This is a genomic window from Shimia sp. R9_3, assembly GCF_017743755.1.
GTDB lineage: Bacteria > Pseudomonadota > Alphaproteobacteria > Rhodobacterales > Rhodobacteraceae > Shimia.
In genome coordinates this window covers 44591-66509 of sequence record NZ_JAGHRP010000005.1, presented here as the reverse complement: position 1 = coordinate 66509, position 21919 = coordinate 44591, and the positions used below count along the sequence as shown (strand labels likewise).

Sequence of the window (21919 nt, the reverse complement as noted above, 5' to 3'; positions counted from 1 at the left end):
TGCAGAATGCTTCTCTGCATCAGAGGGGGCGTATCTTGAGGTCAGTGATCCGGTTGGCCTCGCGCCCAGTGACTTCGAAACGGAAGCCGTGGAAGGAGAAGACCTGCCCCACGGTGGGGATCATCTGGGCCTCATGGATCACCAGACCCGCCACGGTGTTGGCCTCATCATCAGGCAGGTTCCAATCGGTTGCGCGGTTGAGATCGCGGATCGTCATGGCACCTTCGATCAGGAACTGGCCATCCTCGGATTTGCCAATTTTGTGGTCGCCGTCCTCGTCAAATTCGTCGGTGATCTCACCCACAATTTCCTCAAGGATGTCTTCGAGGGTGATCAGGCCCTGCAGCGAGCCATATTCATCTACCACCAGCGCAAAATGGGCGTGGCGGCGCAGGAATTCGCGCATTTGATCGTCAAGCGCCGTGGTTTCCGGCACGAAGTAAGGCTCTTTGGCCACCTCATCGAGCACAATGTCTGTCATGCGCTCAGGCGAGGTGCCCGCCTCACGCACGCGGCGGTACATGGCGCGGAAGAGGTCTTTGGCGTGCACGACACCAATGATGTTTTCCGGCTCATCCTTGAAGACGGGCAGGCGGGTGTGATTGCTCTCCAGACATTGGTTGAGGATGTCGGCGGGGCTGTCATCGGCGTTGATCATCTCAATGCCGGAGCGGTGCAACATGATTTCCTCAACCGTGCGGTCAGAGAGATCGAGTGCGCCCAGGATGCGGTCGCGGTCTTCTTTTTCGACGATGCCTTCAGAATGGCCAAGCTGAATCGCACCCGCGATTTCTTCGCGCACGGCGAGGATCTGGCTGTCCGGGTCGATCTCCACACCAAAGAGACGCAGCACGGTGCGCACCAAGATACGCACAGCGGCCACCACGGGGGAGAAGACCGTGACCACAAGGCTGATCGGGCCAGCGACGGTGGAAGCGGCATCTTCGGGCCGCGTGATGGCGTAGGTTTTGGGCAGCACCTCGGCAAAGATCAAAACCAGCAGGGTCATGACCAGAGTGGCCATGGCCACGCCGCTTTCGCCAAAGGCGCGGGTGAAAAGCGCGGTGGCCAGCGAGGTGGCGAGAATGTTGACGAGGTTGTTGCCCAAGAGCACGGAGCCGATCAGGCGCTCGCTGTCTTCGGTGACGGCAAGGGCGCGCTGTGCGCCGCGGCTGCCTTTGTCGGCCTGCGTGCGCAGCTTGCCGCGCGAGGCCGCCGTGAGCGCGGTTTCAGAGCCCGAAAAGAAGCCCGAGAGCATGAGCAAAAAGAGGATTACCCCGGCGGTGATCCAAAATGCGGTGTCGATGGACGATGCGGGCTCCATAAGATCCTCGTTTGACTGGTCAAATTGGTTATGGGTGCAGGGGCAGGGCGGATCAAGGGGGCGCGGCGCGGTTAATAGTTATTTTATACCGCGCGCTTAAGTGGGCGGCTCAGAGTTAGAAGTGGGAGACTCAGGCTTATGAAAGCCCTTATTTTCTGCGCGATGGCTGTGCCAGCTGTTGCGATGGCAGGTGATGCCGATGTGGCATTTTTGACCGAAGACTATGCGCCTTATTCGTGGATGGAAAACGGCGAGGCGGTTGGCCATGGTATTGATCTGATCCATGAGGTGGCGAACCGTGCGGCACTGTCCTCTTCGGTGGAGATCACAAAATGGACCCGCGCCATTGTGCTGGCGGAAAAGAATGAAAACACCTGTGTGTTTTCGACCGCGCGCACCGAAGAGCGGGAACCCAAGTTTCAATGGGCTGGTCCGATGTATGTCGAGAGCACCTATCTGGTGCAGCGCGCCGGTGAAAACGCAGATGTAACGACATTGGACGTGGCGCTGACCAAAGCCATTGGCACGCAGGTCGGCGATTTCACCGTTGAGTTGCTAAACGGGCTTGGGGCAGCAAAAGTAGACACAGCGCCAGATCTGGAAAAAACGCTGAAGAAACTGCGCGCTGGGCGTCTTGACTACGTCATCCTTGGCGAAGATGGCGCGAAGTCTATTACCGCGCAAAACGACGATCTTGAGATGGCGTTGGAAGTGTCCCGCGATGAGTTCTTTATTGCCTGCTCCAAGAGCACGCCAGCGGAGACCGTCGCAAAGATTGATGCGGCTATGGCGTCCATGATGGAAGATGGCACTCAGGCGCAAATGGTGGCAAAATACAAATAACGCTCTGCAATCGTGGCGCATTTGAAAGGCCGGGGCGTTTGCTCCGGCCTTTTGTTTGTGCTGTCCGATGGGGGGGCGCATTTTGTTGGCGGATTTGTGATTGGGGCCGGCGCGCGCTATTGCGCTAGAGCAGGGGCACGAAGTTAGGGAAGGCGCAGCGGATGCAAGATTTGGGCAGGCTTGATGGACCGGTGTTGGTGTTTGGCGGGCCGTATTCGAATTTGCAGGCTACAGAGGCGGTTCTGAAAGAGGCCAAGGTTCGCGGTATTTCGGGGCGCAATCTGATTTGCACCGGGGATGTGGTGGCCTATTGCGGCCAGCCTGCGGAAACGGTGGCCGCAGTGCGCGACAGCGGTGCGGTTGTTGTTGCGGGGAACTGTGAGCTGCAGTTGGCCAGCGGCGCGGCGGATTGCGGCTGCGGCTTTGAGGAGGGCACGGTCTGTGATCTGCTTTCGGCCGGATGGTATGGCTTTGCCGCCCAACAAGTTGACGATGCAGCGCGGGGCTGGATGGCGGCTCTGCCGGAGATCGTTTGTTTTGAGCTGGCGGGGCAACGTGTGGCGGTGATCCACGGCGGTGTCACGGATGTGGCGCGGTTCCTGTGGTCAACATCGCCGGAAGCCGCCTTTGCCGAGGAGATCGCAGCGCTGAAGGATAAGGTTGGCCCGGTGGATGTGGTGCTGGCAGGGCATTGTGGCATTCCGTTTGAGCGGCAGATCGGTACGGTGCGCTGGATCAATGCCGGGGTGATCGGAATGCCGCCACATGATGGCCGCCAATCCACGCGCTTTGCGATTTTTGACGGGCAGGCGCTGAAAATCTGTGGTTTGGCGTATGATGCCGGGCAAGCTTTTGCAATAATGCAAGAGGCTGCGCTGACCCAAGGCTACCACGAGGGGCTTGTGAGCGGCTATTGGCCGTCTGAAGACGTGTTGCCGGAGGATTTGCGGGTGCCGCTGTATGAGCGGCTTTCGCCCTCACGCGCCAGCGGGTGATGGGTGGTCACCAGCTCATGTAGGCGTTCATCCAGCACGTGGGTATAAATCTCGGTTGTTGAGAGATCGGCGTGCCCCAGAAGGGTCTGGATCACGCGCAGATCGGCGCCATTGGACAGCAGATGGGTGGCAAAGGCATGGCGCAGCGTGTGTGGCGTGACCTTTTCAGGTGGCACGCCTGCGGTGATGGCAAGATCTTTGATCAGCGTGTGAAACCAGTTGCGGGTGACATGGCCGAGTGCGCCGCGTGAGGGAAAGAGAAACAGCGAGGCATGTTTGCCTTTGGTGCGTTTTTCTTCCTCGGCTTTGTCGCGGACTGCCAGCCAGACAGCGAGGGCTTCGCGCGCGGGCGGGGAAAGCGGGACCATGCGTTCCTTATCCCCCTTGCCGCGCACCAGAAGCATCTGCGGATTCCCGCGTGCGGCAGAGACCGGAAGGCTGACCAGCTCGGTGACGCGCATGCCGGTGGCATAAAGCAGCTCCATCAGGCAGGTGTTGCGCAGGCGGTCTTGCGGGGTGCGCCCCGTTTCTCGCGCCGCCGCCAATAGGGCGTCGACCTCGGTCACCTCAAGGGTTTTGGGCAGGCGTTTGGAGCGACCGGGGCCGCGGATTTGGACGGCCGGGTTGTTGTCGCGCCAGCCCTCTTCAAAGGCAAAGCGAAACAGCTGTTTGAGGGCGGAAAGACGTCGCGCGCGGGTGGCCTGTGCAAGGCCTTCGGCGTCACAAAACAGCAGGAAGTCTTCGATTTGCGCCTGTGTGGCGGTTTCAAAGGTGACGTGCTTGCGTTTGGCCCAATCCGTAAAGGCAGTGAGGTCGCGCATATAGGCGGCCAGCGTGTTGGGAGAGGCGCCAAGCTCTGCGGCCTGGGCTTCCAGAAAGGTTTCGATCCAGAGGCTTTGGGAGCTGGGAGCCATGCGCCTGCTAGCCCCGCGTGTCCAGAAGTGCAACCTGAAGGGCGGCGCGGCGGGCTGTGTCCTCCAATCCAACGGCGCGGAAAGTGGCCAGCGCTTCGGTCAATGCGCCAAGGTTGCCTGCGGCGCCGTCGTCCATCAGCGACATGGCGGTGAGGATGCTTTCGCCCAGCTGGCCGCGCGCCAGCATGGTGGAGATTTCCTGCGGAACCCCCGCGCCATGGAAGGCATCGGAGATCGCGCGGTGCACGGGATCTGTGGTGATGCGCGGCGGTGCGCCCAGCGCAAGACCGGCAAGGAAATCACGCGGACCGCTGCGGGCGGCGCGCTCATAGTCTGACGACAAGAGCGCAATGTCGCGGGCCTGACGGGCGGACACACCTTGCAGCGGGAGCTTTAAAAGCAGCGGGCCATAGATGCGGGCAAAAGGCACTTCGAGGTGAACCTGCTGCATAGCGGCCCAAACCGATGGCAGGGTGTCGGCCACTTTGGCGGTGTCATTGCTGCTGATCGCCGCATCAAAGGCCTGAAGCGCGGCGACGCGATCCCAGATCATGCCGGAAGCGGCGGGCTTGCGCTCTGAGTAGATGCCAAGCAGGCGGTTTTCATGGAGCGCGGAGGTGCGCGCCAGACGCTCGGAGGCCTCAAGCTGCGCTTTCCAACCTGCGGTGTCGCGCAGATCCGCATGGGCATAGGCACGGGGCAGGCCGGTGGTGGATTGGGTTTCGCCGATCGCCTCATAAAGACGGAACTTGAGCGGGGTCACCGGCCCTGCGGCGACCAGAAGCGGCTCGCCTTCAAAGAGGTCAGGATCCAGGAACCGCAGAAGGAGCGCGTCCATCTCCTCGGAGATCAGGCCCAGCGCCTTGGCGGAATCCAGTGTCAGCGCTGCGGCGCGCCAGTCTCCGGAGCGGGCGGTGCAGAAGATGCGGGCGGCATAGTCCGGCGCCAGATGCGGCGCCTGCATGAGGGCGTCGCAAGCGCGTTGCTCTTCGCCCATCAAGAGGGTCACATCAAACCAGCGCGCAAACAGCGCGGGCGTATCCGCACCCGCGCGTTCAATGAGGGCACCGGCCTGTTCCAGTGCGCCCATTTCGATCAGCTTGTCGATTCGCGCGATCAGCAGTTCGTTGGCGACTCCGGCATCGCGCGGCGCGTCGGCCTCTGCGAGCAGAAGCGTATAGAGAAGCGCCTGCATCGCCGGAAGCACATCGGGGCGCTGGGCGTTGACAAGATCACTGAGTTTGGAGGCGCGGGAGGCCGACCAGAGCGAGGCCGGAAGGCCGGTGACTGAGGAGGGCAGAAGGCCGGTGGCGTCGTGGCCGTTGTCATCCAGTGAGGTGACTTTGATGTTGGGGGTGCTGAGTCCTTGGGAGACAGGTGGTTCGCCTTGCGGCAGGCCGATGTCCAGCGTCACGGTGGGGGTCGGGTTCAGCCATTCGATGGCTGACAGGGGTGCCTCCTGCGCCACGCCAGGCGCGGCGGCGAGGCCGATCAGAAAGGGCCATGTGCCCAAAGCCCGCAGAACGCTCATTCTTCGCCTTGCAGCTCGATTGGAATGCGGATTTCGTTTTGTTGAGCGGAAAAATCAGCTCCAAAGATTGGTCCGACGTAGGCATATGCAACCAATGCCAGCGCCGCCAAGACGAATAGAACCAATAAGGCCCGAATGACTTTGCCCATGAGTCCTCTCAAATTTCCTGCCCGTTTTTTTCAACTTATAACTGGCCTTTTGCACAAGATCACGTCATTCAATGCCGAAATCTTAATTTTGGGCAAGGCTTGGCCGATTGTGGGCGTTTCATGGGCTATGAACTGAAAAAAACCGTCGTGCTGGTGGGCATGATGGGGGCGGGAAAAACCGCCGTTGGACGGGCTTTGGCAGCGAAACTTGATGTGCCGTTCATCGACTCGGATGCGGAGATCGAGAAGGCAGCCAACATGAGCATTGCCGAGATTTTTACCCGCGACGGTGAGGCGTTTTTCCGCGAGAAAGAGAGCCAGGTGATTGCGCGCCTGCTGGATGAGGAATGCTGCATTCTGTCCACCGGTGGCGGGGCCTATCTGGCCGAAGCCAACCGAGAGGTGATTTCCGAGCGCGGCGTGGCCGTGTGGCTGAATGCGGATGTGGATCTGTTGTGGTCGCGGGTGAAGCACAAGGACACGCGGCCTTTGTTGCGCACCGAAAATCCACGCAAGACGCTGGAAGAGATCTATGCGGCGCGGGTGCCGCTTTACAGCCTTGCCGATCTGCCGGTGGCAGCAGAGGCAGGCTTGAGCATTGAGGAAATGGCGGCGCGGGTGGCTGACGCTTTGACAGGTCAGCGCCCAGACGTTTTGGAAGGGGCAGAGTGATGATGGAAACGGTGCATGTTGGCCTTGAGGGGCGCGCGTATGACATTCACATCGGCCCCGGGTTGCTCGCACAGGCGGGCGCGCTGATCGGGCCAGTGCTGGCGCGCAAACAGGTCTGTGTTGTGACCGATGAAAACGTCGCGGCGCTGCATCTGGAAACCCTTCGGGCTGGCCTGGCAACTGACGGGATCAGCATGGAAGCACTGGTGCTGCCCGCGGGCGAAAGCACCAAGAGCTGGGCACATCTGGAGCAAACCGTGGAGTGGCTCCTGGCGCAGCGCGTGGAGCGTCGCGATCTGGTTGTGGCGCTGGGCGGCGGTGTGATTGGGGATCTGACCGGTTTCGCCGCAGCGATCCTGCGCCGTGGCGTGGGCTTTGTGCAGATCCCGACGAGCCTTTTGGCGCAGGTCGACAGCTCGGTTGGCGGCAAGACCGGGATCAACAGCCCGTTGGGCAAGAACCTTGTGGGCGCGTTTCATCAGCCTAAGCTGGTGCTGGCAGATATTGATGTTCTGGGCACGCTGACGCCGCGCGATTTCCTCGCCGGTTATGGCGAGGTTGTGAAATACGGCCTGCTTGGCGATGCGGCATTCTTTGAGTGGCTGGAAAAGCTGGGGCCGAAGCTTGCGGCAGGGGACGTGGAGGCGCGGATTGCTGCGGTGAAACGCTCCTGTGAGATGAAGGCCGAGATTGTGATGCGCGATGAGACCGAGCAGGGGGATCGCGCGCTTCTGAACCTTGGGCATACATTCTGTCACGCGCTTGAGGCGGCGACGGGCTATGGTGACCGCCTGTTGCATGGGGAAGGCGTGGCTGTCGGCTGTGCGCTTGCGTTTGAGCTGAGCGCGCGTCTGGGCCTGTGTTCGCAGGAAGATCCGAGCCGCGTGCGTCAGCATCTGCGTGAGATGGGCATGAAGGTGGATCTGAAGGACATCGACGGAGATCTGCCGGATGCAGATGCGCTTTTGGATCTGATGGGGCAGGACAAGAAGGTTGTCGATGGTCAGCTGCGCTTCATTCTGGCGCGCGGGATCGGCAATGCCTTTGTGACGGCGGATGTGCCTCGGGATGTTGTGCACGACCTGTTGGTGCAAGAGCTGGCGAACCGCTAAGACCTACCTATGCGCCGTGATGTGAGCCGGACGGTGCCGGCTCACACGGGGTTTTCTATCAGATGAAGACAAAGTCGCTTTCGTCCAGATAGCGAGAATGCAGCGTGATGGAGCCGTTGTCGCCTTCAATGGTGGCGATGCGGCCGCTGAAAGCGGTGTTGTCCATGACGGCCGCGTAATCTGCGAAGTCAGACGTGCTGACCACGATGGTGTCATGCCAGCCAAAATCGCTGATGGTGTCATCGCCGCTGAGCGTGGTGAAGTTGAACTCATCCGCGCCCCAGCCGCCGTGCAGCTTATCGTCGCCTTCGCCGCCAATCAGCGTGTCATGGCCGCTGCCGCCGCGCAGGACGTCATTGCCGTCGCCGCCATCGAGCAGATCATTGCCGCGACCACCTTTCATGTAGTCGTTGCCGCCATCGCCTTCCATGCGGTCGTCACCCCAGCCGCCGAACATACGGTCATTGCCGCTGCCGCCAAACTGGATGTCGTCACCGAGCCTGCCATACATGCGGTCATTGCCTGCGCCGCCGATCTGGATGTCGTCGCCTTTGAAGCCACCGCTGAGATAGTCATCCGCCGCGCCGCCAATTTGCACGTCATCGCCAAAGGAGCCGCGGTCCCAGACAGGGGAGACATCGGCAATGTCGATGGGCAGGAGCACGGAGTCGATCACATGGATTTCGCCGTTTGAGGCTTCGATGTCGGTAAGACCTTCGACAAAGTTGGGGTTGGCACGACCGGGATCGGCATCGTTGAGGCTGTTGCCATCAACCACAAAGCGGCCGCCCTCAAGCGCTGTTTCCACAAGGCGGCCTTCCTGGATGTCGGCAAGGGATTTGCCGCCTGCCTGCACGTGATAGAGCAGCACGTCGCGCACCAGATCAATGCCTACCGCGCCCACAATTGCGCCCGGCAAATCGGCATCAGCAAGGCCTGTGGTGTCAACGCCCAACTCTTCGGCCAATGCGCGGAAGGCATCATCGGTGGGCGCAAAGACGGTGAAGTCGTTGTTGGGATCGGTGAAGAGGTCGACCAAACCTGTGGCAACAAGCGCGCCGACAAGTGCCTCAAAGGCGGGGTTGCCGGAGGCGATGTCCGCTATGGTGGGCTGTGCGTTGGCTTCGGCCACGTCGATGGGCAGCAGCACGCGGTCGATCACATGGATCACGCCATTGGTGGCTTGAATGTCGGTGAGACCATCGACAAATTCCGGGTCTTCCACATCGGGGTCAGCGTCATTGAGCGTGTCGCCGTCCACGCCAAAGCTTGCGTCGCTCAGCAGCGTGTCCACCGAGCCGCTGTTTTGCACGTCCTCAAGGGAGCTGCTGCCAGCTTGCACGTGGTAGAAGAGAATATTGGTGAGCGTCGGGACACCCACTGCGTTGACGATTTCTGTTGCGATTTGGGTTTCTGAGAGGCCGGTGGTGTCGATGCCCAGCGTGTCACGCGCGAGGATTTCGAAGGCTTCATCGGTCGGGGCAAAGACGGTGAAATCGCCGGGGTCGAGGAAGGTCTGGGTCAGACCAGCTGCGTTCAGTGCAGCGACCAGGATATCAAAGTTTCCGTTGGTCGAGGCGATCTCTGCAATGGATTGTGTTGGCGCGGGGGCCGGTGCGGGCTCGGGGTCGTGGAGATTGAGGCGTTCCAGCAACCGCTTCAAGAAGGCTTCGAAAAAGTTCATTGTCTTCTCCCATTTGTTTTCAATGGGAGGGTTACGTAAGCGACAATTTCACGGATGTTCACGAAGCTGTGAGCTGTTGTGGCCTCGGCAAAGACCCGCCAGCAGGTGCTGGCGGGCCATGTGGGGTGAATGGCGGGTTAGCCGCTGCGCTGCACCAAATTGAGGATCACGCGGGTGGCACTGGCCATGTCCTGCACCGAAATCCATTCCAGAGGGCCGTGGATTTCCATCATGCCGGTGAAGATATTGGGGCAGGGCACGCCTTTCTCAGTGAGCTGAGAGCCGTCTGTGCCGCCGCGGATGGGCACGGATTTTGGCTCAAGACCCTCTGCGCGAATGGCGTCGCGGGCGAGCTCCACCGGGGTCATGTCTTTCTCCAGCCAATAGCGCATGTTGCGGTATTGTTTGGTGATGTCGCAGGTCACTGTGGCGCCGGGGAAGGCGGCCTCGGCCTTGCTACAGGCGGCTTTGAGGCGGGTGGCCTGTGCTTCCAGATCGTCCATCTCAAAGGCGCGCAGGATAAACCGGAGCGTGGTTTGCGAGCTGCCACCTTCCTGAGCGTAGATATGGGTGAAGCTTTCGCGGCCATCGGTGGTTTCCGGTGTGGTGCCGACCTCATCGAGCTCGGAGATGTTCTGTGCGGCCACATGCAGCGCGTTGGTCAACTTGTCTTTGGCGTAACCCGGATGGGCGGAGGTGCCGGTGATGGTCACCACAGCACCGTCTGCGGAAAAGGTTTCATACTCCATGGTGCCGCGCTGGGCGCCGTCAAGCGTGTAAGCGAAATCCACGCCAAAGTCGGCGGGCAGATCAGGGTGCACACCGCGCCCGATTTCCTCATCTGGCGTGAACGCGAGGCGTACCTTGCCGTGCTTGAGGCCCGGTGTGGTCAGAAGATGCTCGGCCATGGTCATGATGATCGCGACGCCCGCCTTGTCATCTGCGCCCAGCAGAGTGAGACCGGAGGCGGTGATGATGTCTTCGCCCTCTTTACCGGAAAGATAGGCTGAGGTTTCGGGGGAGAGGATCAGATCAGGATCGTCTGGATAGGTGATCGGGCTGCCGTCCCAACCATGGATCACGCGGGGTTTGACGCCGGTGGCGTTGAACTGCGGGGCGGTGTCCACGTGGGCGCAAAAGCCGATGGTCGGCGCGTCCGGGTCTGTTGCCGGGACAGAGGCGAGAACGGCACCATAAGAGGTGAGGGTCACGTCCGATGCGCCAATGCGCTCAAGCTCGGCCACCAGATGGCGGGAGACATCGAGCTGGATTTCGGTGGATGGCGTGGTTTCTGAGTGTTCGTTGCTTTGGCTGTCGATGGCGCAATAGGCGACCAGACGCGCCTCAAGCGCGCGGTCAAAATTAGGATAGTCAGACACGCTTTGTCCTCACGTTGATGCTGTTTTTCTGAACATAGGCAGCATTTACGCGAGGGGGTAGGGGCTTGGCGCAATCCTGTGCAATTGGCAGAAAAAAGCCCCGGCTGCGAGAGGCGGGCCGGGGCTTTGAGCGGGTTTATTGGGGGAGGCTTTCGCCTCAGTCGCCCAGCGAGATTGTGGGCAATGCGGCTGCAGGCTGCACCAGAGGCGCGGCACCGGAGTCGGCCATCACTGCGGCCTGTAGAAGCGCGGTGCGCTCGGTCTGGCCCGGGGCGAAAACCGGCTCGGCCCCATTGTTCAGCGCGTCAATCGCGGAGGTGTACCACGCCTGCGCCTGATCGGTGTTGGTGGCGACCCCAAAACCGTGTTGCAGGTGATGGGCAATCAGCTCGCCATAAGGCTTCTGACCGATGGCAGACATGATCAGCGCAGAGCCAAGGGCCACCTGCATGTCATCGCGGCGATAGGCCGAGAATAGGCAGATCTGCGCGGTGTCCCGCAATTGCTCCAGCGACATGTTGGAGTTCAACACAAAGCTCTGCACCTCTGACTGCAGTTGCGCAGGGGCAGCGGTGGAGAGTTTGCCCACATAAGGCGCAAGCACGGGGCCGAAGGCGTCACATTGCTGATCGACCTGCGCCTGAGTGGCGCCCTGCACCGATTGCATGAGCTTCTCGCCATTGGCCACCGTGTAGGTGCGCGCGAGGCAGAATTGTTCGCTCAGCACAAAATCGGGGTCGGTGATCTTGGAGACCGTGGTGAAGCCGCCGTTGGAGCTGGTGAGCAGACCGACCTTGCCGCAATAGCCTGCGAGGGATTTTTCCGGCGCGGCGGGTTGCGCTGTCTGGAAGAGAGTGAGGCTCTGGGCCGCGGGCTCCTGCGCAGCCACGGGCACGGTTGCGGGGGCCGTTGCCGGGACAGTCACTGGCGCTGCGGGCGCTGGAGCAACCGGCACTTCAGGTGCGGCGGCAACCTGGGTTGTGGCTGAGTCGTTCAGGCGGCAGGTGGACTGGTGACAAGAGAAGCTTGTCGGTGTGGCCACATGGCTGAGGAAGTCATTTCGGGTGAAGCCGCTGGGGCCTGAGGCAAAGACCATCACAGTACAGTCTTTGGCCCCGCACCAATAGGCGCTGCCGGAAACAGATGTGTCCAGAATGTAGTCGGTTTTGCCGTCGCCATTGAGGTCGGCCAGCTGGATGAAGCCGGAGCGCTGCAGGAGCTGCTCGGCACTTGGATCGGAGCTCTGTGCCACTTCGTCGATGGCGTTTGAGACCTCAACCGGCATGCCACCATAGATCGTGCCGGAGGGGCCGCCATGGACCTCAGCGTACCATGTGGTGAGTAGGCTGCGCACGCCGTGCTGGTGGGTCTGCATGGCTTTCACCACCTGCGGGCCGCCAACCTGTGCGCGGTTGTAGGAGGACACGAGGAAGTCACGCTCATAAGGCGAGAGGCGACCGGTGGCCGGAAAGCCGACGTAGCTTTGATATTGAATGATTGCGGAACGGGAGCGCGCGCCAAGCACACCATCCGGCGTGCCAGCCGGGAAGCCAAAATAGTTGAGCGCGCTCTGGGTTTCGCGGTTTTGGGCGCGGGTGGCGGAATAATAAGCGGCGCTGGAGCGTTGTCTGGCTTTGTTCTTTTGGGCGCTCGATACGATGGCACCACCGACAATGGCACCTGCAATGGCGGCGCCGAGATCGCTGGCCATGGCCGGCGCGGTTGCAGATGTCGCCAGAAGCGCCGCTGCGGCAGTTGTTTTGATAGATTTAGAAAACACGTCTATCTCCCTGATACGTAAGTATGACTTTGCAGAGAGACCACGCGCTCGTCGGTGCTTTTGAGGATATGCCCTCGTGGTGCACCACCCAACTCAACCATGAACTCTCTAACAGAAATGAGTGCGTACTGACATTGAGTGTCCCTTAGTTTTAAGGTTCTGGCAAGTCCGCATTTCCGGATGTGACAGGCCGTGGCGGCAACAAAAAAGGGCCGGCGGATGCCGACCCTCTCTGAATATCTGCCCGTCTGGCGCTGAGGCTTAGAACGGGATTTCGTCGTCCATGTCACGGCTTGGGGCGCCGCCGCCCTGATTGCCGCCGCCAAAGCCGCCACCGCCGCCTTGATCATAGCCACCGCCGTAACCGCCGCCCTGATCGTAGCCGCCACCGCCGCCACCAAAGCCGCCGCCACCGCCGCCTTCGCCACCGGAGCGGCCGTCGAGCATGGTCAGAACGCCGTCAAAGCCCTGCAGCACCACTTCGGTGGAATAACGATCCTGACCGGATTGATCCTGCCATTTGCGGGTCTGCAGCTTGCCCTCGACATAGACTTTGGAGCCTTTGCGCAGGTATTGCTCTGCAATGCGCACCAGGCCTTCCTGGAAGATTGCGACGGAGTGCCATTCGGTGCGCTCGCGGCGCTCACCGGTGTTGCGGTCTTTCCAGGTTTCAGAGGTGGCGATGCGCAGGTTGCAGACCTTGCCGCCATTCTGGAACGAGCGCACCTCTGGGTCGCGGCCCAGGTTGCCAATGAGAATTACTTTGTTCACCGATCCGGCCATACGCCTATCACTCCCACGGATTCTATCAGTCGATTTGGATCACCATACACCACCGCAAGTCGCGAATGGGAAGCAGTTTCTTGTGGAAAAGCTGGGTTTGCGGGTCACTCCGGGCGCTCGAATTTCCAGATGACGGGGCTGTGTCTGGAAAAAATTTCACGATTTGATATAGAAAAGTTCGGAATCATGGTGGAGCGGGCGCACATGCGCAGGATCATGGCACGGAGTTTGGGGGCGCTTGTGGGCGCGGCGGTGGTTACTGGTCTGACGGTCGGCACGGCAGCGGCGCAATCTGTTTCAAGCAAGTCTCAAGCCCGGTTGTTTAAAAATCAGACACGGGTGCTGGATGGTCGGGCTGCGGAGCAATACCGCAATTCGGTGCGTCTTAAGCCAAAGCCGGTCTACACGCCCTCCAAGTGGGGGGATGGCAGCTACAACGGCAAATACCGGGGGCCTTATCTCGCCATGGCGCGGGAGGCGGCCTTGCTGCATGGGGTGCCGGTTGATCTGTTCCTGAAGCTGGTGCAGCAGGAAAGCAACTGGAACGCCAAGGCGAAATCCCACAAAGGGGCGTTGGGGCTCGCGCAGTTGATGCCTGGCACCGCGCGGGCGTTGCGGGTGGATCCGCTGGATCCTCAGCAGAACCTTGAAGGGGGCGCGCGCTATCTCAAGCAGCAGTATTTGAAGTTTGGCAGCTGGCGCTTGGCGCTGGCGGCTTATAACGCAGGTCCGCATGCGGTGGAGAAATACGGCGGCGTGCCACCATTCAAAGAGACCCGCAACTACGTGCGCAAAATTTTGGGCGGCTGAGGGGGCTGCCCGAACATTCAAACCTGCCAGGCGCGCTTTGTGATCCCAGCCAAGTTTTTCATCCTGTGAAAGGAGTGCGCTTTGCCGCATAAAACTTGGACCGCAGACCACAAAGGTCACAGCATCCGCTTGCACAATCACTGGTCTTTATTTCCTCATAAGAGCCGTGGGGAGTGGATCGAGGTTGATGGCGCAACCGTGGTGTCGGGCAAAACATCTGCTTGGCTGGATTTAGGGGCGCGGTTGAACGTTCCGTTGGAGATCGAAGGCGATCGCTTGGTTTTGGAGGGGCGTCTCGGTTGGGACGGTTACAAGTTGCGCGGTCAGATACTTGTGGATGGAGAGACGATTGGCGGTGATGCCAGTATGGGGGGGCTTGCACGCAGATATCTACAGAAGACAGTCGATCGCGGCTTTATGCGTCATGTCGTTGTGTCTGGGATGTTGAGCTTTGGTTTGCCCTTTGGTCTTACAGTATCAGTTGCGCAGTATCTCACGATGGATTTGGAGTCTGACCTGATGTTCCGCTCTGTAGGTATTTGGACCGTTTTCTATGGCGGGATGATGGGCATTTGTACTTACGTGATGCGATGTCGTGCCTATCGCAAGCTCTATGCAGATCTTGCGCCCTAGGGCTTGATCCACAAAGGTATGGCGTTATCAGCCCATTTCAGATCCCACGTGCCTGTTTGCGCAGCTTTGTTGGTGCGGCGCCGAAGTGTTGCTGGCAAAACCGTGTGAAATAGGCGGCGCTGCCAAAGCCAAGGGCGCCTGAAATGCGGTTGATGGGCAGATCGCTTTCCATCAGCAGGCTGCGGGCCCTGTGTTGCACCATTTGTGAGAGCATTTCTGCGGCGGTGATACCGGCTGATTGGCGGCAGACGCGGGTGAGATGCGTCGGCGTGATGTCGAGCTGTTCTGCATACCAAGCCATGGGATTGCCCGAGGTGAACTCCTGCGCGAGAAGATCGCAGAATTGACGCACCAGCCGCTCGGTGGCGCGGGCGCGTGGGGGCGGGCCTTCGCGGTCGATGGCGCGCCGGAGCGTGACAGAAAGCAGCTGCGCATGCGCGTTTAAGGCGTCATTCATCAAGGGGCGCAGGTCGGCGCATTCGCGGCGCATGGCGTCAAGAATGCCTGTGAATTCAACCTGTTCGGCGCTGTCGTTTAAGCGGATCAGATGCGCTTGGTCCGGCAGCGAGATGCGTCCGTCGTTTGGCAGCATCGTTGCCAGCCCTTGTACTTGCGGGCCAAGCTCGATGGAGAACAGATGTCCCGCAGGCACAAAGATCACATTACAGGCGCTGAAGCCGCGACGGCGGCCATGCAGCAGCACGCGGCCCTGTCCGCGGGTGGACCAGAGCAACATGTGGTGGTCGCGCTGATGCAGCTGTTCAAGCTTCCAGCGCGCGGTCTGGCTGGCGCCCACCAAACTGATGACGGTGATGTCAGAGACCGGCTGATCCGGTTGGCGCAAGGCCGCGCGTTTGGAGCGCGGTGCGCGTGGTTTGATGGTTTTGGGCAGGGCTTTAGACGGGGCTTTGGGCGCGGCGTCTTGCGTCGGTTTGGACCCCATGCCGGGCCGCGTCATGAACGACGGGATATTGATCGTCTTCTCAGTCACCTTGGCGGGGACTTAAGCGCGGCGGAATAGATTCGGGCAAGCTTTTGGTTAACGCAGACCGATCTGTGCCAAAATCTGCCATCAGAATAGGCGCTTCAGTGGAGAACCGCTTGCACCGGCTGACGGGCAGTCTCAGTCGGTTGGGGTGTAGTGATGCCATTTGGACATTTTGGAGCGAAACCATGTGCGCTGGCGTTTGGCGAACTGGCGCGTTGCGATGGTGGCGCGCTCGCGGGCCTCATCCAGAGTGAGGGTTCCGCGCAGATGGGCGATGAGCTCGGGCGCACCGATCGCCTTGGCGGAAAGCTGCGTCGGGTCGAACGTGGTCAGGTTTGACTGGGCTTCTTCCAAAGCGCCTTCTTGCAGCATCAGATCAAAGCGACGGGCAATGCGGGCGTTGAGCCAGTCTTTGTCCACGTCAAAGACAATCGGCATTGTGTCTGACAGCGGCAGGAGGGGCGGGGGCGTGTCGTCTTGCCACTCTGCCAGCGGGCGGCCTGTTGCAGTGAGCACTTCCCAGGCCCGCTGCACGCGCATCGGGTTTTGGGTGTCGATGCGCGCGCGGGTTTCAGAATCAAGCTCTGCCAGCAACGCTTCGAATCCCTCCGAAGCGACGCGGGCGTTGGCGGCAAGGCGCAGATCAGGCGGTGTGGCGGGGATATCGGCCAATCCTTGGGTGAGCGCTGTAAAATAAAGGCCGGTGCCGCCAACAATGATCGGGCGGGGGCCCTCTTTCAAAAGAGGGGCGACATCGCGCAGCCAATGGCCAACAGAATATTCTGAGGATCCCGGAACATGACCGTAAAGGCGGTGCGGTGCCCGTGCTTCATCCTCGACAGAGGGGCGGGCGGTTAGGACGCGCCAATTGCCAAATACTTGAATTGCATCAGCATTTACGATCACGCCGCCCTGCGTTTCGGCGATTTCCAGCGCCAGGGCGCTTTTGCCGCTGGCGGTGGGGCCTGCGATCAGGACCGGCTGATCCGGCGCGATGGATGGCAAAGATGGCATGAAGTGGCCCGGCTTTTGAGAGTTTGTGTGGAAAGCAGGCAACTCTCGCATTGAACCCGCGCCCGTTTTCCGACATTTTGCGCGCAATCCTAAAACGATGCGCAGATGGAGTGCAACATGAGCGACGCCGCCGTTCCCGCCGAGGTGACCTTTAACCGTGTGATGTTGAAGATTTCGGGGGAGGCGTTGATGGGAGATCAGGGCTTTGGCCTGCATCCGCCCACGATTGAACGCATCGCCAAGGAAGTGAAATCCGTTCACGACATGGGCGTTGAGATCTGCATGGTGATTGGCGGCGGCAATGTGTTCCGCGGTCTGTCCGGTGCGGCCCAAGGCATGGAACGCACCACTGCGGACTATATGGGCATGCTGGCCACCGTGATGAACGCGCTGGCGATGCAGAGCGCGCTGGAAGGGCTGGGTGTTTTCACCCGTGTGATCAGCGCGATCCGTATGGATGAGGTGGCAGAGCCTTACATCCGCCGCCGCGCCGTGCGCCACCTTGAGAAAAAGCGGGTCTGCATTTTTGCGGCAGGCACCGGCAACCCCTATTTCACCACCGACACGGCGGCGACGCTGCGTGCCAATGAGATGGCCTGTGAGGCGATCTTTATGGGCAAGAACGGTGTGGACGGGATCTATGACAAAGACCCGGCGGAACATGACGATGCGGTGCGCTTTGACGCGATCAGCTATGATGACGTGCTGACCAAACGCCTGAAGGTGATGGACGCAAGCGCGATTGCCTTGGCGCGTGACAACAACCTGCCTTTGATCGTGTTCCCGCTGGATGAGCCGGGCGGGTTCCGCGGCATTCTCGGCGGCAAGGGCACCTACACAAAGGTGAGCTGAGCCTAGGCCTTTATCAGATGTTTTTGGAGCGCAGCAGGTTTCGGCCCGCTGCGTTTTTTCTTTGCGAGTTGGGGTTACTCCGCAGGCACAGGGTGCTCATCCGTGAGGTTGCGGCCGTAGGCCAGGCGGTAGGCAAGCGCCACGATCCCGGCACCGCCGATGATATTGCCAATCAGAACTGGCACCAAGTTGCCCATGAGCGCAGCGAAGCTGACATCAGCACCCGACAGAGCACCTGCGGGGATCAGGTACATATTGGCGATGGAGTGCTCCAGACCGATGGCCACAAAGGCGGAGACCGGCCACACGATGGACAGGATCATGCCGAGTGTGGAGCGCGCTGACACCGCAAGCCAGACCGCCAGACACACCAGCGCATTACAGAGAATGCCACGGCAGAAGGCTTCCAGCGGTGTGAGAGCAATTTTGGCCTCGGCAATGGCTGTAGCGCGGGTGCCGTGGGAGCCATCCAGCAGGCCCGATCCCTGCACCAGAAGCAGCACAGCGATGCAGCCAAGTGCATTGCCGACAAGCACCACCGCCCAATTGCGCAAGAGCGCTTTGGTGGTGATGCGTTTGTCCACATAGGCCATCACGATCATTGTGTTGCCGGTGAAGAGCTCTGCGCCGCCTATGACCACGAGTATGAGGCCAAGGGAAAACGCAATGCCGCCCATCAGTTTGAGGGCGCCGTTGATGTCGGCAAATCCGGATGTGGTCTGGGTGAAGAACAGCGCGCCAAAAGAGATAAATGCGCCACCAAGGATCGAGAGGGTGATGAGCGGGAGAAGCGGCATTTCCGCTTTGGTCACGCCGGACAGTCTGACCAGCCGGGTGATTTCGGCTGGCTTGTGGGCGTCCAGTCCGCCGGCGCTCATATTGGGAATCATTCTGCTCATGGGAGGTATCCTGAGATAGGGGTCTTTCGAATTCTTATAAAAATTATCAGGTACTATCGCGATGAGGAAAACGACCTTTCAGAGCGGCTTTGCGCAGGCATCATAACAGCTTGGGCAAGCGCGGCAGAAAGGGTGCGCGAGAATGTGGCGTCAAAACGGCAGCGTTTGGCAGAGGTAGGGGAGAGGGGACTTCACCGTCCCTGTGCGGTGCTATACAAAGAATGGACAATAGCCTATGAGCGTTACCAGCAGAACATGAAAGACTGGAAGAGCAGCAATGTCTGACCAAGAATTTGAACTTGATACCGATGACCTGACGCGCCGCATGGATGGTGCAATGGGGGCTCTCAAAACCGAATTTGCCTCGCTGCGGACCGGCCGCGCCTCGGCCACGATGCTGGAGCCGGTGATGGTGGATGCCTATGGTTCCAAGACGCCGATCAACCAGGTGGGCACCGTGAACGTGCCGGAGCCACGTATGGTGACCGTGAACGTCTGGGACAAATCGCTGGTGAGCGCGGTTGAGAAGGCGATCATGAACTCCGGCCTTGGCATCAATCCGCAGACCAACGGCACCATCGTGATGCTGCCGATCCCTGAGCTGAACGAAGAGCGCCGCACCGAGCTGGCCCGTGTGGCGGCGCAATATGCCGAGCACGCCCGTGTGGCGATCCGCAACATCCGTCGTGACGGCATGGACCAGATCAAGAAAGCCAAGGGCGATGGCATGTCTGAGGACGACCAGAAGCTCTGGGAAGGCGAAGTGCAGGAGTTGACCGACAGCTACATCAAGCAGGTCGACAGCGCGCTGGAAAACAAACAGTCCGAAATCATGCAGGTATAAGGACATGGCTGAGGACCTTCCCGCGACCGCTACACGTTCCGGCCCGCGACATGTGGCCATCATTATGGATGGCAATGGCCGTTGGGCTCAGGCGCGCGGGCGGCCTCGGCTGTTTGGGCACCATGCAGGCGCCAAGCGTGTCAAAGAGATTGTACGCGCTTGCTCGCCGCTGGGTGTTGAGTATCTGACGATTTTTGGGTTTTCGACGGAGAACTGGAAGCGGACACAGGCCGAAGTGGCGGGGCTTATGAGTCTGTTCCGCCAGTATATTCGCAAAGAGGCGCGCTCTCTCAAAGCAGAGGGCGTGCGGGTGCGCTTTATTGGCGACCGCCCCGGGCTGGATGTGAAGCTGCAGGCGCTGATGGATGAGCTTGAAGAGCTGACCGCTGAGAACACCGGCGTCAACCTGACCATTGCGCTGAACTATGGCGGGCGGGACGAGGTCGCGCGTGCCACGCAGCGGCTGGCGCAGGATGTGGCGGCTGGCAATCTGAAGCCGGAAGATGTGAACGAAGAGACCTTGCCCAAGTATCTGGACACCTGCGTGCTTCCAGATCCGGATCTGGTGGTGCGCACCAGTGGTGAGGCGCGGATCTCCAACTTCCTGCTGTGGCAGTCCGCCTATGCAGAATATGAATTTATCGACACGCTGTGGCCGGATTTCTCCAAAGAGGAGTTCCGCAAGCTGGTGGAAGCCTATTCGACTCGTGATCGCCGCTTTGGAGCCGTGAGCGCGTGAGCAGCGCCGGGAAGGACAGCGGGATCTGGGGGGATCTGCCAGCGCGGGTCGCATCTGCGCTGGTGATGCTTCTGGTTGGTGGAGTGGCCATCTGGCAGGGCGGCGTGCTGTTCCATGAATTGGTCGTCGTGATCTGTGCCGGGATGATCTGGGAGCTGACCCGGATGCTGAACGGCGGGGACGGACGCAGCGCCATCGTGGTGGCGGTGATTGCCGCCGCGGCGCTGTTGGCGACCTATGTGCTGCCGGGGCAGGCGATTGGGCCGGTGCTGGCGGCAGCTGGCTTTGTCGGTGCAGGTCAGGCCAAGAAATATCGTTTGGTTTACGGCGCTTACGCGATTGGCCTGATGTTTGCCTGCTATGGGCTGATTGTGCTGCGTGATGTGCGCGGGGCCTATTGGCTGTTGTGGCTTGTCTCTGTGGTGGTGGCGACGGATATCGCGGGCTACTTCGCTGGGCGCATGATAGGTGGGCCGAAATTCTGGCCGAAGGTGAGCCCCAAAAAGACCTGGTCCGGCACGATTGCGGGCTGGGTTGCGGCGGCCTGTGTGGGCTTGGCCTTTGGCGGCACGACCCTGATTGTCCTGAGCATTCTGACCTCCTTTGCCTCCCAGATGGGCGATGCGGCAGAGAGCGCGCTGAAACGCAAGACCGGGATCAAGGACAGCTCCAATCTGATCCCCGGACATGGTGGCCTGCTTGATCGCTTTGACGGGATGATGGGCGGTGCGCTGCTTGTGTTGTTGATGGGCGTCGTTCTCGGGCTGCCTGCAACGTAAAACCGGTGACAAGAGACTGGTAAGATGAGAAAAGTTTCCATTTTTGGCGCCACCGGATCGATTGGTCAGAACACCATTGATCTGATCCGGCGCGATCCTGCAGCTTATGATGTTGTCGCGCTGACAGGCGGGCAGAACATTGCGCAGCTGGCAGAAGATGCGATTGCGCTGAAGGCCGATGTGGCTGTGACTGCCAATGAGGCGCTGCTTGGTGATCTGCGCGATGCGCTTGCAGGCAGCGGGATTGAGGCGGCGGCAGGCGCAGAGGCGATTGCAGAGGCCGCGGCACGGCCTGCAGACTGGGTGATGAGTGCAATTGTTGGCGCTGCGGGCCTGGCTCCGGGGCTGGTGGCGTTGGAGCAGGGCGCGACCCTTGCGCTGGCCAATAAGGAATCTCTGGTCACGGCTGGCCATCTGATCATGGGCACCGCTGAGAAACACGGCGGCCGTATCCTGCCGGTGGACAGTGAACATTCTGCGGTGTTTCAGGGTCTTGTCGGCGAAGACATGGACGCGGTGGAGCGCATCATCATCACCGCCAGCGGCGGCGCGTTCCGGGATTGGACCCTGGAAGATATGGCGCGCGCCACGCCGGAGCAGGCCAGCAGCCACCCGAATTGGAATATGGGGCAGCGGATCACCGTGGACAGTGCCTCGATGTTCAATAAGGCGTTGGAGGTCATTGAGACCAAAGAATTTTTCGGCTGCGCCCATGAGCAGATCGAAGTGCTTGTACATCCGGAATCGCTGGTGCACGCGCTGGTGGGCTTCAAGGACGGGGCACTGATGGCCCATGTGGGACCGCCGGACATGCGCCATGCGATTGGCTATGCGTTGCATTGGCCGGAACGCAAGGATCTGCCGGTATCCCGACTGGATCTGGCGCAAATCGGATCGCTGCATTTCCGCGCGCCGGATCTGGAGCGCTACCCCGCGCTGCGACTGGCGCATGATGTACTGGAGATCGGTGGACATGCTGGGGCGATGTTCAATGCCGCCAAAGAGCGGGCGCTGGATGCCTTCCTGGATCACCGCATTGGCTTTTTGCAGATGGCCGAGGTGGTGGAAGAGGTGCTTGCGCAGCTTTCTCCCTCACATTGCCTCAAGAATGCCGAAATGAGCCTTGATACGGTGATGGAAACTGACCATCTCGCCCGCAAGACTGCGGATGAGATCATGCAAAAAATGGCTTAAG

At 60.3% G+C, this 21919-nt stretch carries 22 protein-coding genes; 11 read left to right on the top strand and 11 right to left on the bottom strand.

What is annotated here, in order from left to right:
• Positions 1-19: 19 nt before the first annotated feature.
• Positions 20-1324 (bottom strand): HlyC/CorC family transporter, encoded by a 1305-nt coding sequence (locus tag J7412_RS13870; protein ID WP_209063263.1) that lies wholly within the window; start codon positions 1322-1324, stop codon positions 20-22.
• A 138-nt stretch (positions 1325-1462) separates the two neighbouring features.
• On the opposite strand from J7412_RS13870, the gene J7412_RS13865 reads away from it, so the two are divergent.
• Both J7412_RS13865 and J7412_RS13860 read left to right on the top strand, forming a co-directional pair.
• Entirely contained in the window at positions 1463-2167 is a 705-nt protein-coding gene (locus J7412_RS13865) for a transporter substrate-binding domain-containing protein (RefSeq protein ID WP_209079179.1), read from the top strand.
• 161 nt (positions 2168-2328) lie between these two features.
• The gene (locus tag J7412_RS13860) at positions 2329-3162 is read left to right on the top strand and encodes a metallophosphoesterase family protein (protein WP_209079178.1); all 834 of its coding nucleotides are present in this window, start codon (positions 2329-2331) and stop codon (positions 3160-3162) included.
• Here the strand turns inward: J7412_RS13860 and J7412_RS13855 are convergent.
• Genes J7412_RS13855 through J7412_RS13845 form a run of 3 tightly spaced genes read right to left on the bottom strand, consistent with a single transcriptional unit; the run spans position 3078 to position 5756 of the window.
• On the bottom strand, positions 3078-4076 hold the full coding sequence (locus J7412_RS13855; RefSeq protein WP_209079177.1) for a site-specific tyrosine recombinase XerD: 999 nt from the start codon (positions 4074-4076) through the stop codon (positions 3078-3080). The two genes, J7412_RS13860 and J7412_RS13855, sit on opposite strands and share 85 nt — an antisense overlap.
• 7 nt (positions 4077-4083) lie before the next feature.
• Positions 4084-5607 (bottom strand): hypothetical protein, encoded by a 1524-nt coding sequence (locus tag J7412_RS13850; RefSeq protein WP_209079176.1) that lies wholly within the window; start codon positions 5605-5607, stop codon positions 4084-4086.
• Positions 5604-5756, bottom strand: coding sequence for a hypothetical protein (locus J7412_RS13845; RefSeq protein ID WP_209079175.1), 153 nt, complete (start codon positions 5754-5756; stop codon positions 5604-5606). Before J7412_RS13845 ends, J7412_RS13850 begins: the two co-directional genes overlap by 4 nt.
• Positions 5757-5876: 120 nt before the next feature.
• Here J7412_RS13845 and J7412_RS13840 point away from each other — a divergent pair, with 120 nt between their 5' ends.
• Together J7412_RS13840 and aroB are read left to right on the top strand one after the other, a co-directional pair.
• The gene (locus tag J7412_RS13840) at positions 5877-6428 is read left to right on the top strand and encodes a shikimate kinase (RefSeq protein ID WP_209079174.1); all 552 of its coding nucleotides are present in this window, start codon (positions 5877-5879) and stop codon (positions 6426-6428) included.
• A complete protein-coding gene (aroB, locus tag J7412_RS13835; protein WP_209079173.1) occupies positions 6428-7540 on the top strand; it encodes a 3-dehydroquinate synthase in 1113 nt (370 codons plus the stop codon). The genes J7412_RS13840 and aroB overlap by 1 nt, the downstream gene beginning before the upstream one ends.
• A 58-nt stretch (positions 7541-7598) precedes the next feature.
• On the opposite strand, the gene J7412_RS13830 is transcribed toward aroB, so the two are convergent.
• From J7412_RS13830 to ssb, 4 genes are all read right to left on the bottom strand, one after another.
• A complete protein-coding gene (locus J7412_RS13830; protein WP_209079172.1) occupies positions 7599-9224 on the bottom strand; it encodes a fasciclin domain-containing protein in 1626 nt (541 codons plus the stop codon).
• 137 nt (positions 9225-9361) lie between these two features.
• Positions 9362-10603 (bottom strand): peptidase T, encoded by a 1242-nt coding sequence (pepT, locus tag J7412_RS13825; RefSeq protein ID WP_209079171.1) that lies wholly within the window; start codon positions 10601-10603, stop codon positions 9362-9364.
• A gap of 157 nt (positions 10604-10760) precedes the next feature.
• Positions 10761-12383, bottom strand: a complete 1623-nt coding sequence (locus tag J7412_RS13820; protein ID WP_209079170.1) for a peptidoglycan-binding domain-containing protein — start codon at positions 12381-12383, stop codon at positions 10761-10763.
• Positions 12384-12644: 261 nt separating this feature from the next.
• On the bottom strand, positions 12645-13166 hold the full coding sequence (gene ssb, locus J7412_RS13815; protein WP_209063242.1) for a single-stranded DNA-binding protein: 522 nt from the start codon (positions 13164-13166) through the stop codon (positions 12645-12647).
• Between the two features lie 216 nt (positions 13167-13382).
• On the opposite strand from ssb, the gene J7412_RS13810 reads away from it, so the two are divergent.
• Entirely contained in the window at positions 13383-13976 is a 594-nt protein-coding gene (locus J7412_RS13810; RefSeq protein WP_247743937.1) for a lytic transglycosylase domain-containing protein, read from the top strand.
• 81 nt (positions 13977-14057) lie between these two features.
• Positions 14058-14609 carry a hypothetical protein gene (locus tag J7412_RS13805; protein WP_209079168.1) on the top strand — a complete coding sequence of 184 codons (552 nt, stop codon included), beginning with the start codon at positions 14058-14060 and terminating at the stop codon, positions 14607-14609.
• Positions 14610-14646: 37 nt separating this feature from the next.
• Here the strand turns inward: J7412_RS13805 and J7412_RS22110 are convergent, their stop codons facing one another.
• Together J7412_RS22110 and miaA are read right to left on the bottom strand one after the other, a co-directional pair.
• A complete protein-coding gene (locus tag J7412_RS22110; protein WP_209079167.1) occupies positions 14647-15600 on the bottom strand; it encodes an AraC family transcriptional regulator in 954 nt (317 codons plus the stop codon).
• 132 nt (positions 15601-15732) lie between these two features.
• A complete protein-coding gene (gene miaA, locus J7412_RS13795) occupies positions 15733-16611 on the bottom strand; it encodes a tRNA (adenosine(37)-N6)-dimethylallyltransferase MiaA (protein ID WP_209079166.1) in 879 nt (292 codons plus the stop codon).
• Between the two features lie 117 nt (positions 16612-16728).
• On the opposite strand from miaA, the gene pyrH reads away from it, so the two are divergent.
• The gene (gene pyrH, locus J7412_RS13790) at positions 16729-17463 is read left to right on the top strand and encodes a UMP kinase (protein WP_247738765.1); all 735 of its coding nucleotides are present in this window, start codon (positions 16729-16731) and stop codon (positions 17461-17463) included.
• Positions 17464-17537: 74 nt separating this feature from the next.
• Here the strand turns inward: pyrH and J7412_RS13785 are convergent, their stop codons facing one another.
• The gene (locus J7412_RS13785; protein WP_247743936.1) at positions 17538-18362 is read right to left on the bottom strand and encodes a formate/nitrite transporter family protein; all 825 of its coding nucleotides are present in this window, start codon (positions 18360-18362) and stop codon (positions 17538-17540) included.
• Positions 18363-18639: 277 nt separating this feature from the next.
• Between J7412_RS13785 and frr the strand changes: the two genes are divergently transcribed.
• The 4 genes from frr to dxr are packed head-to-tail and all read left to right on the top strand — an operon-like array spanning position 18640 to position 21918.
• Complete coding sequence (gene frr, locus J7412_RS13780; protein ID WP_209063229.1) at positions 18640-19206, top strand: ribosome recycling factor; 567 nt, start codon at positions 18640-18642, stop codon at positions 19204-19206.
• Positions 19207-19210: 4 nt separating this feature from the next.
• Positions 19211-19945 (top strand): isoprenyl transferase, encoded by a 735-nt coding sequence (locus J7412_RS13775; protein ID WP_209079165.1) that lies wholly within the window; start codon positions 19211-19213, stop codon positions 19943-19945.
• Complete coding sequence (locus J7412_RS13770) at positions 19942-20724, top strand: phosphatidate cytidylyltransferase (protein ID WP_348540504.1); 783 nt, start codon at positions 19942-19944, stop codon at positions 20722-20724. Before J7412_RS13775 ends, J7412_RS13770 begins: the two co-directional genes overlap by 4 nt.
• Before the next feature lie 24 nt (positions 20725-20748).
• Positions 20749-21918, top strand: a complete 1170-nt coding sequence (dxr, locus tag J7412_RS13765) for a 1-deoxy-D-xylulose-5-phosphate reductoisomerase (RefSeq protein ID WP_209079164.1) — start codon at positions 20749-20751, stop codon at positions 21916-21918.
• Position 21919: the final 1 nt, after the last annotated feature.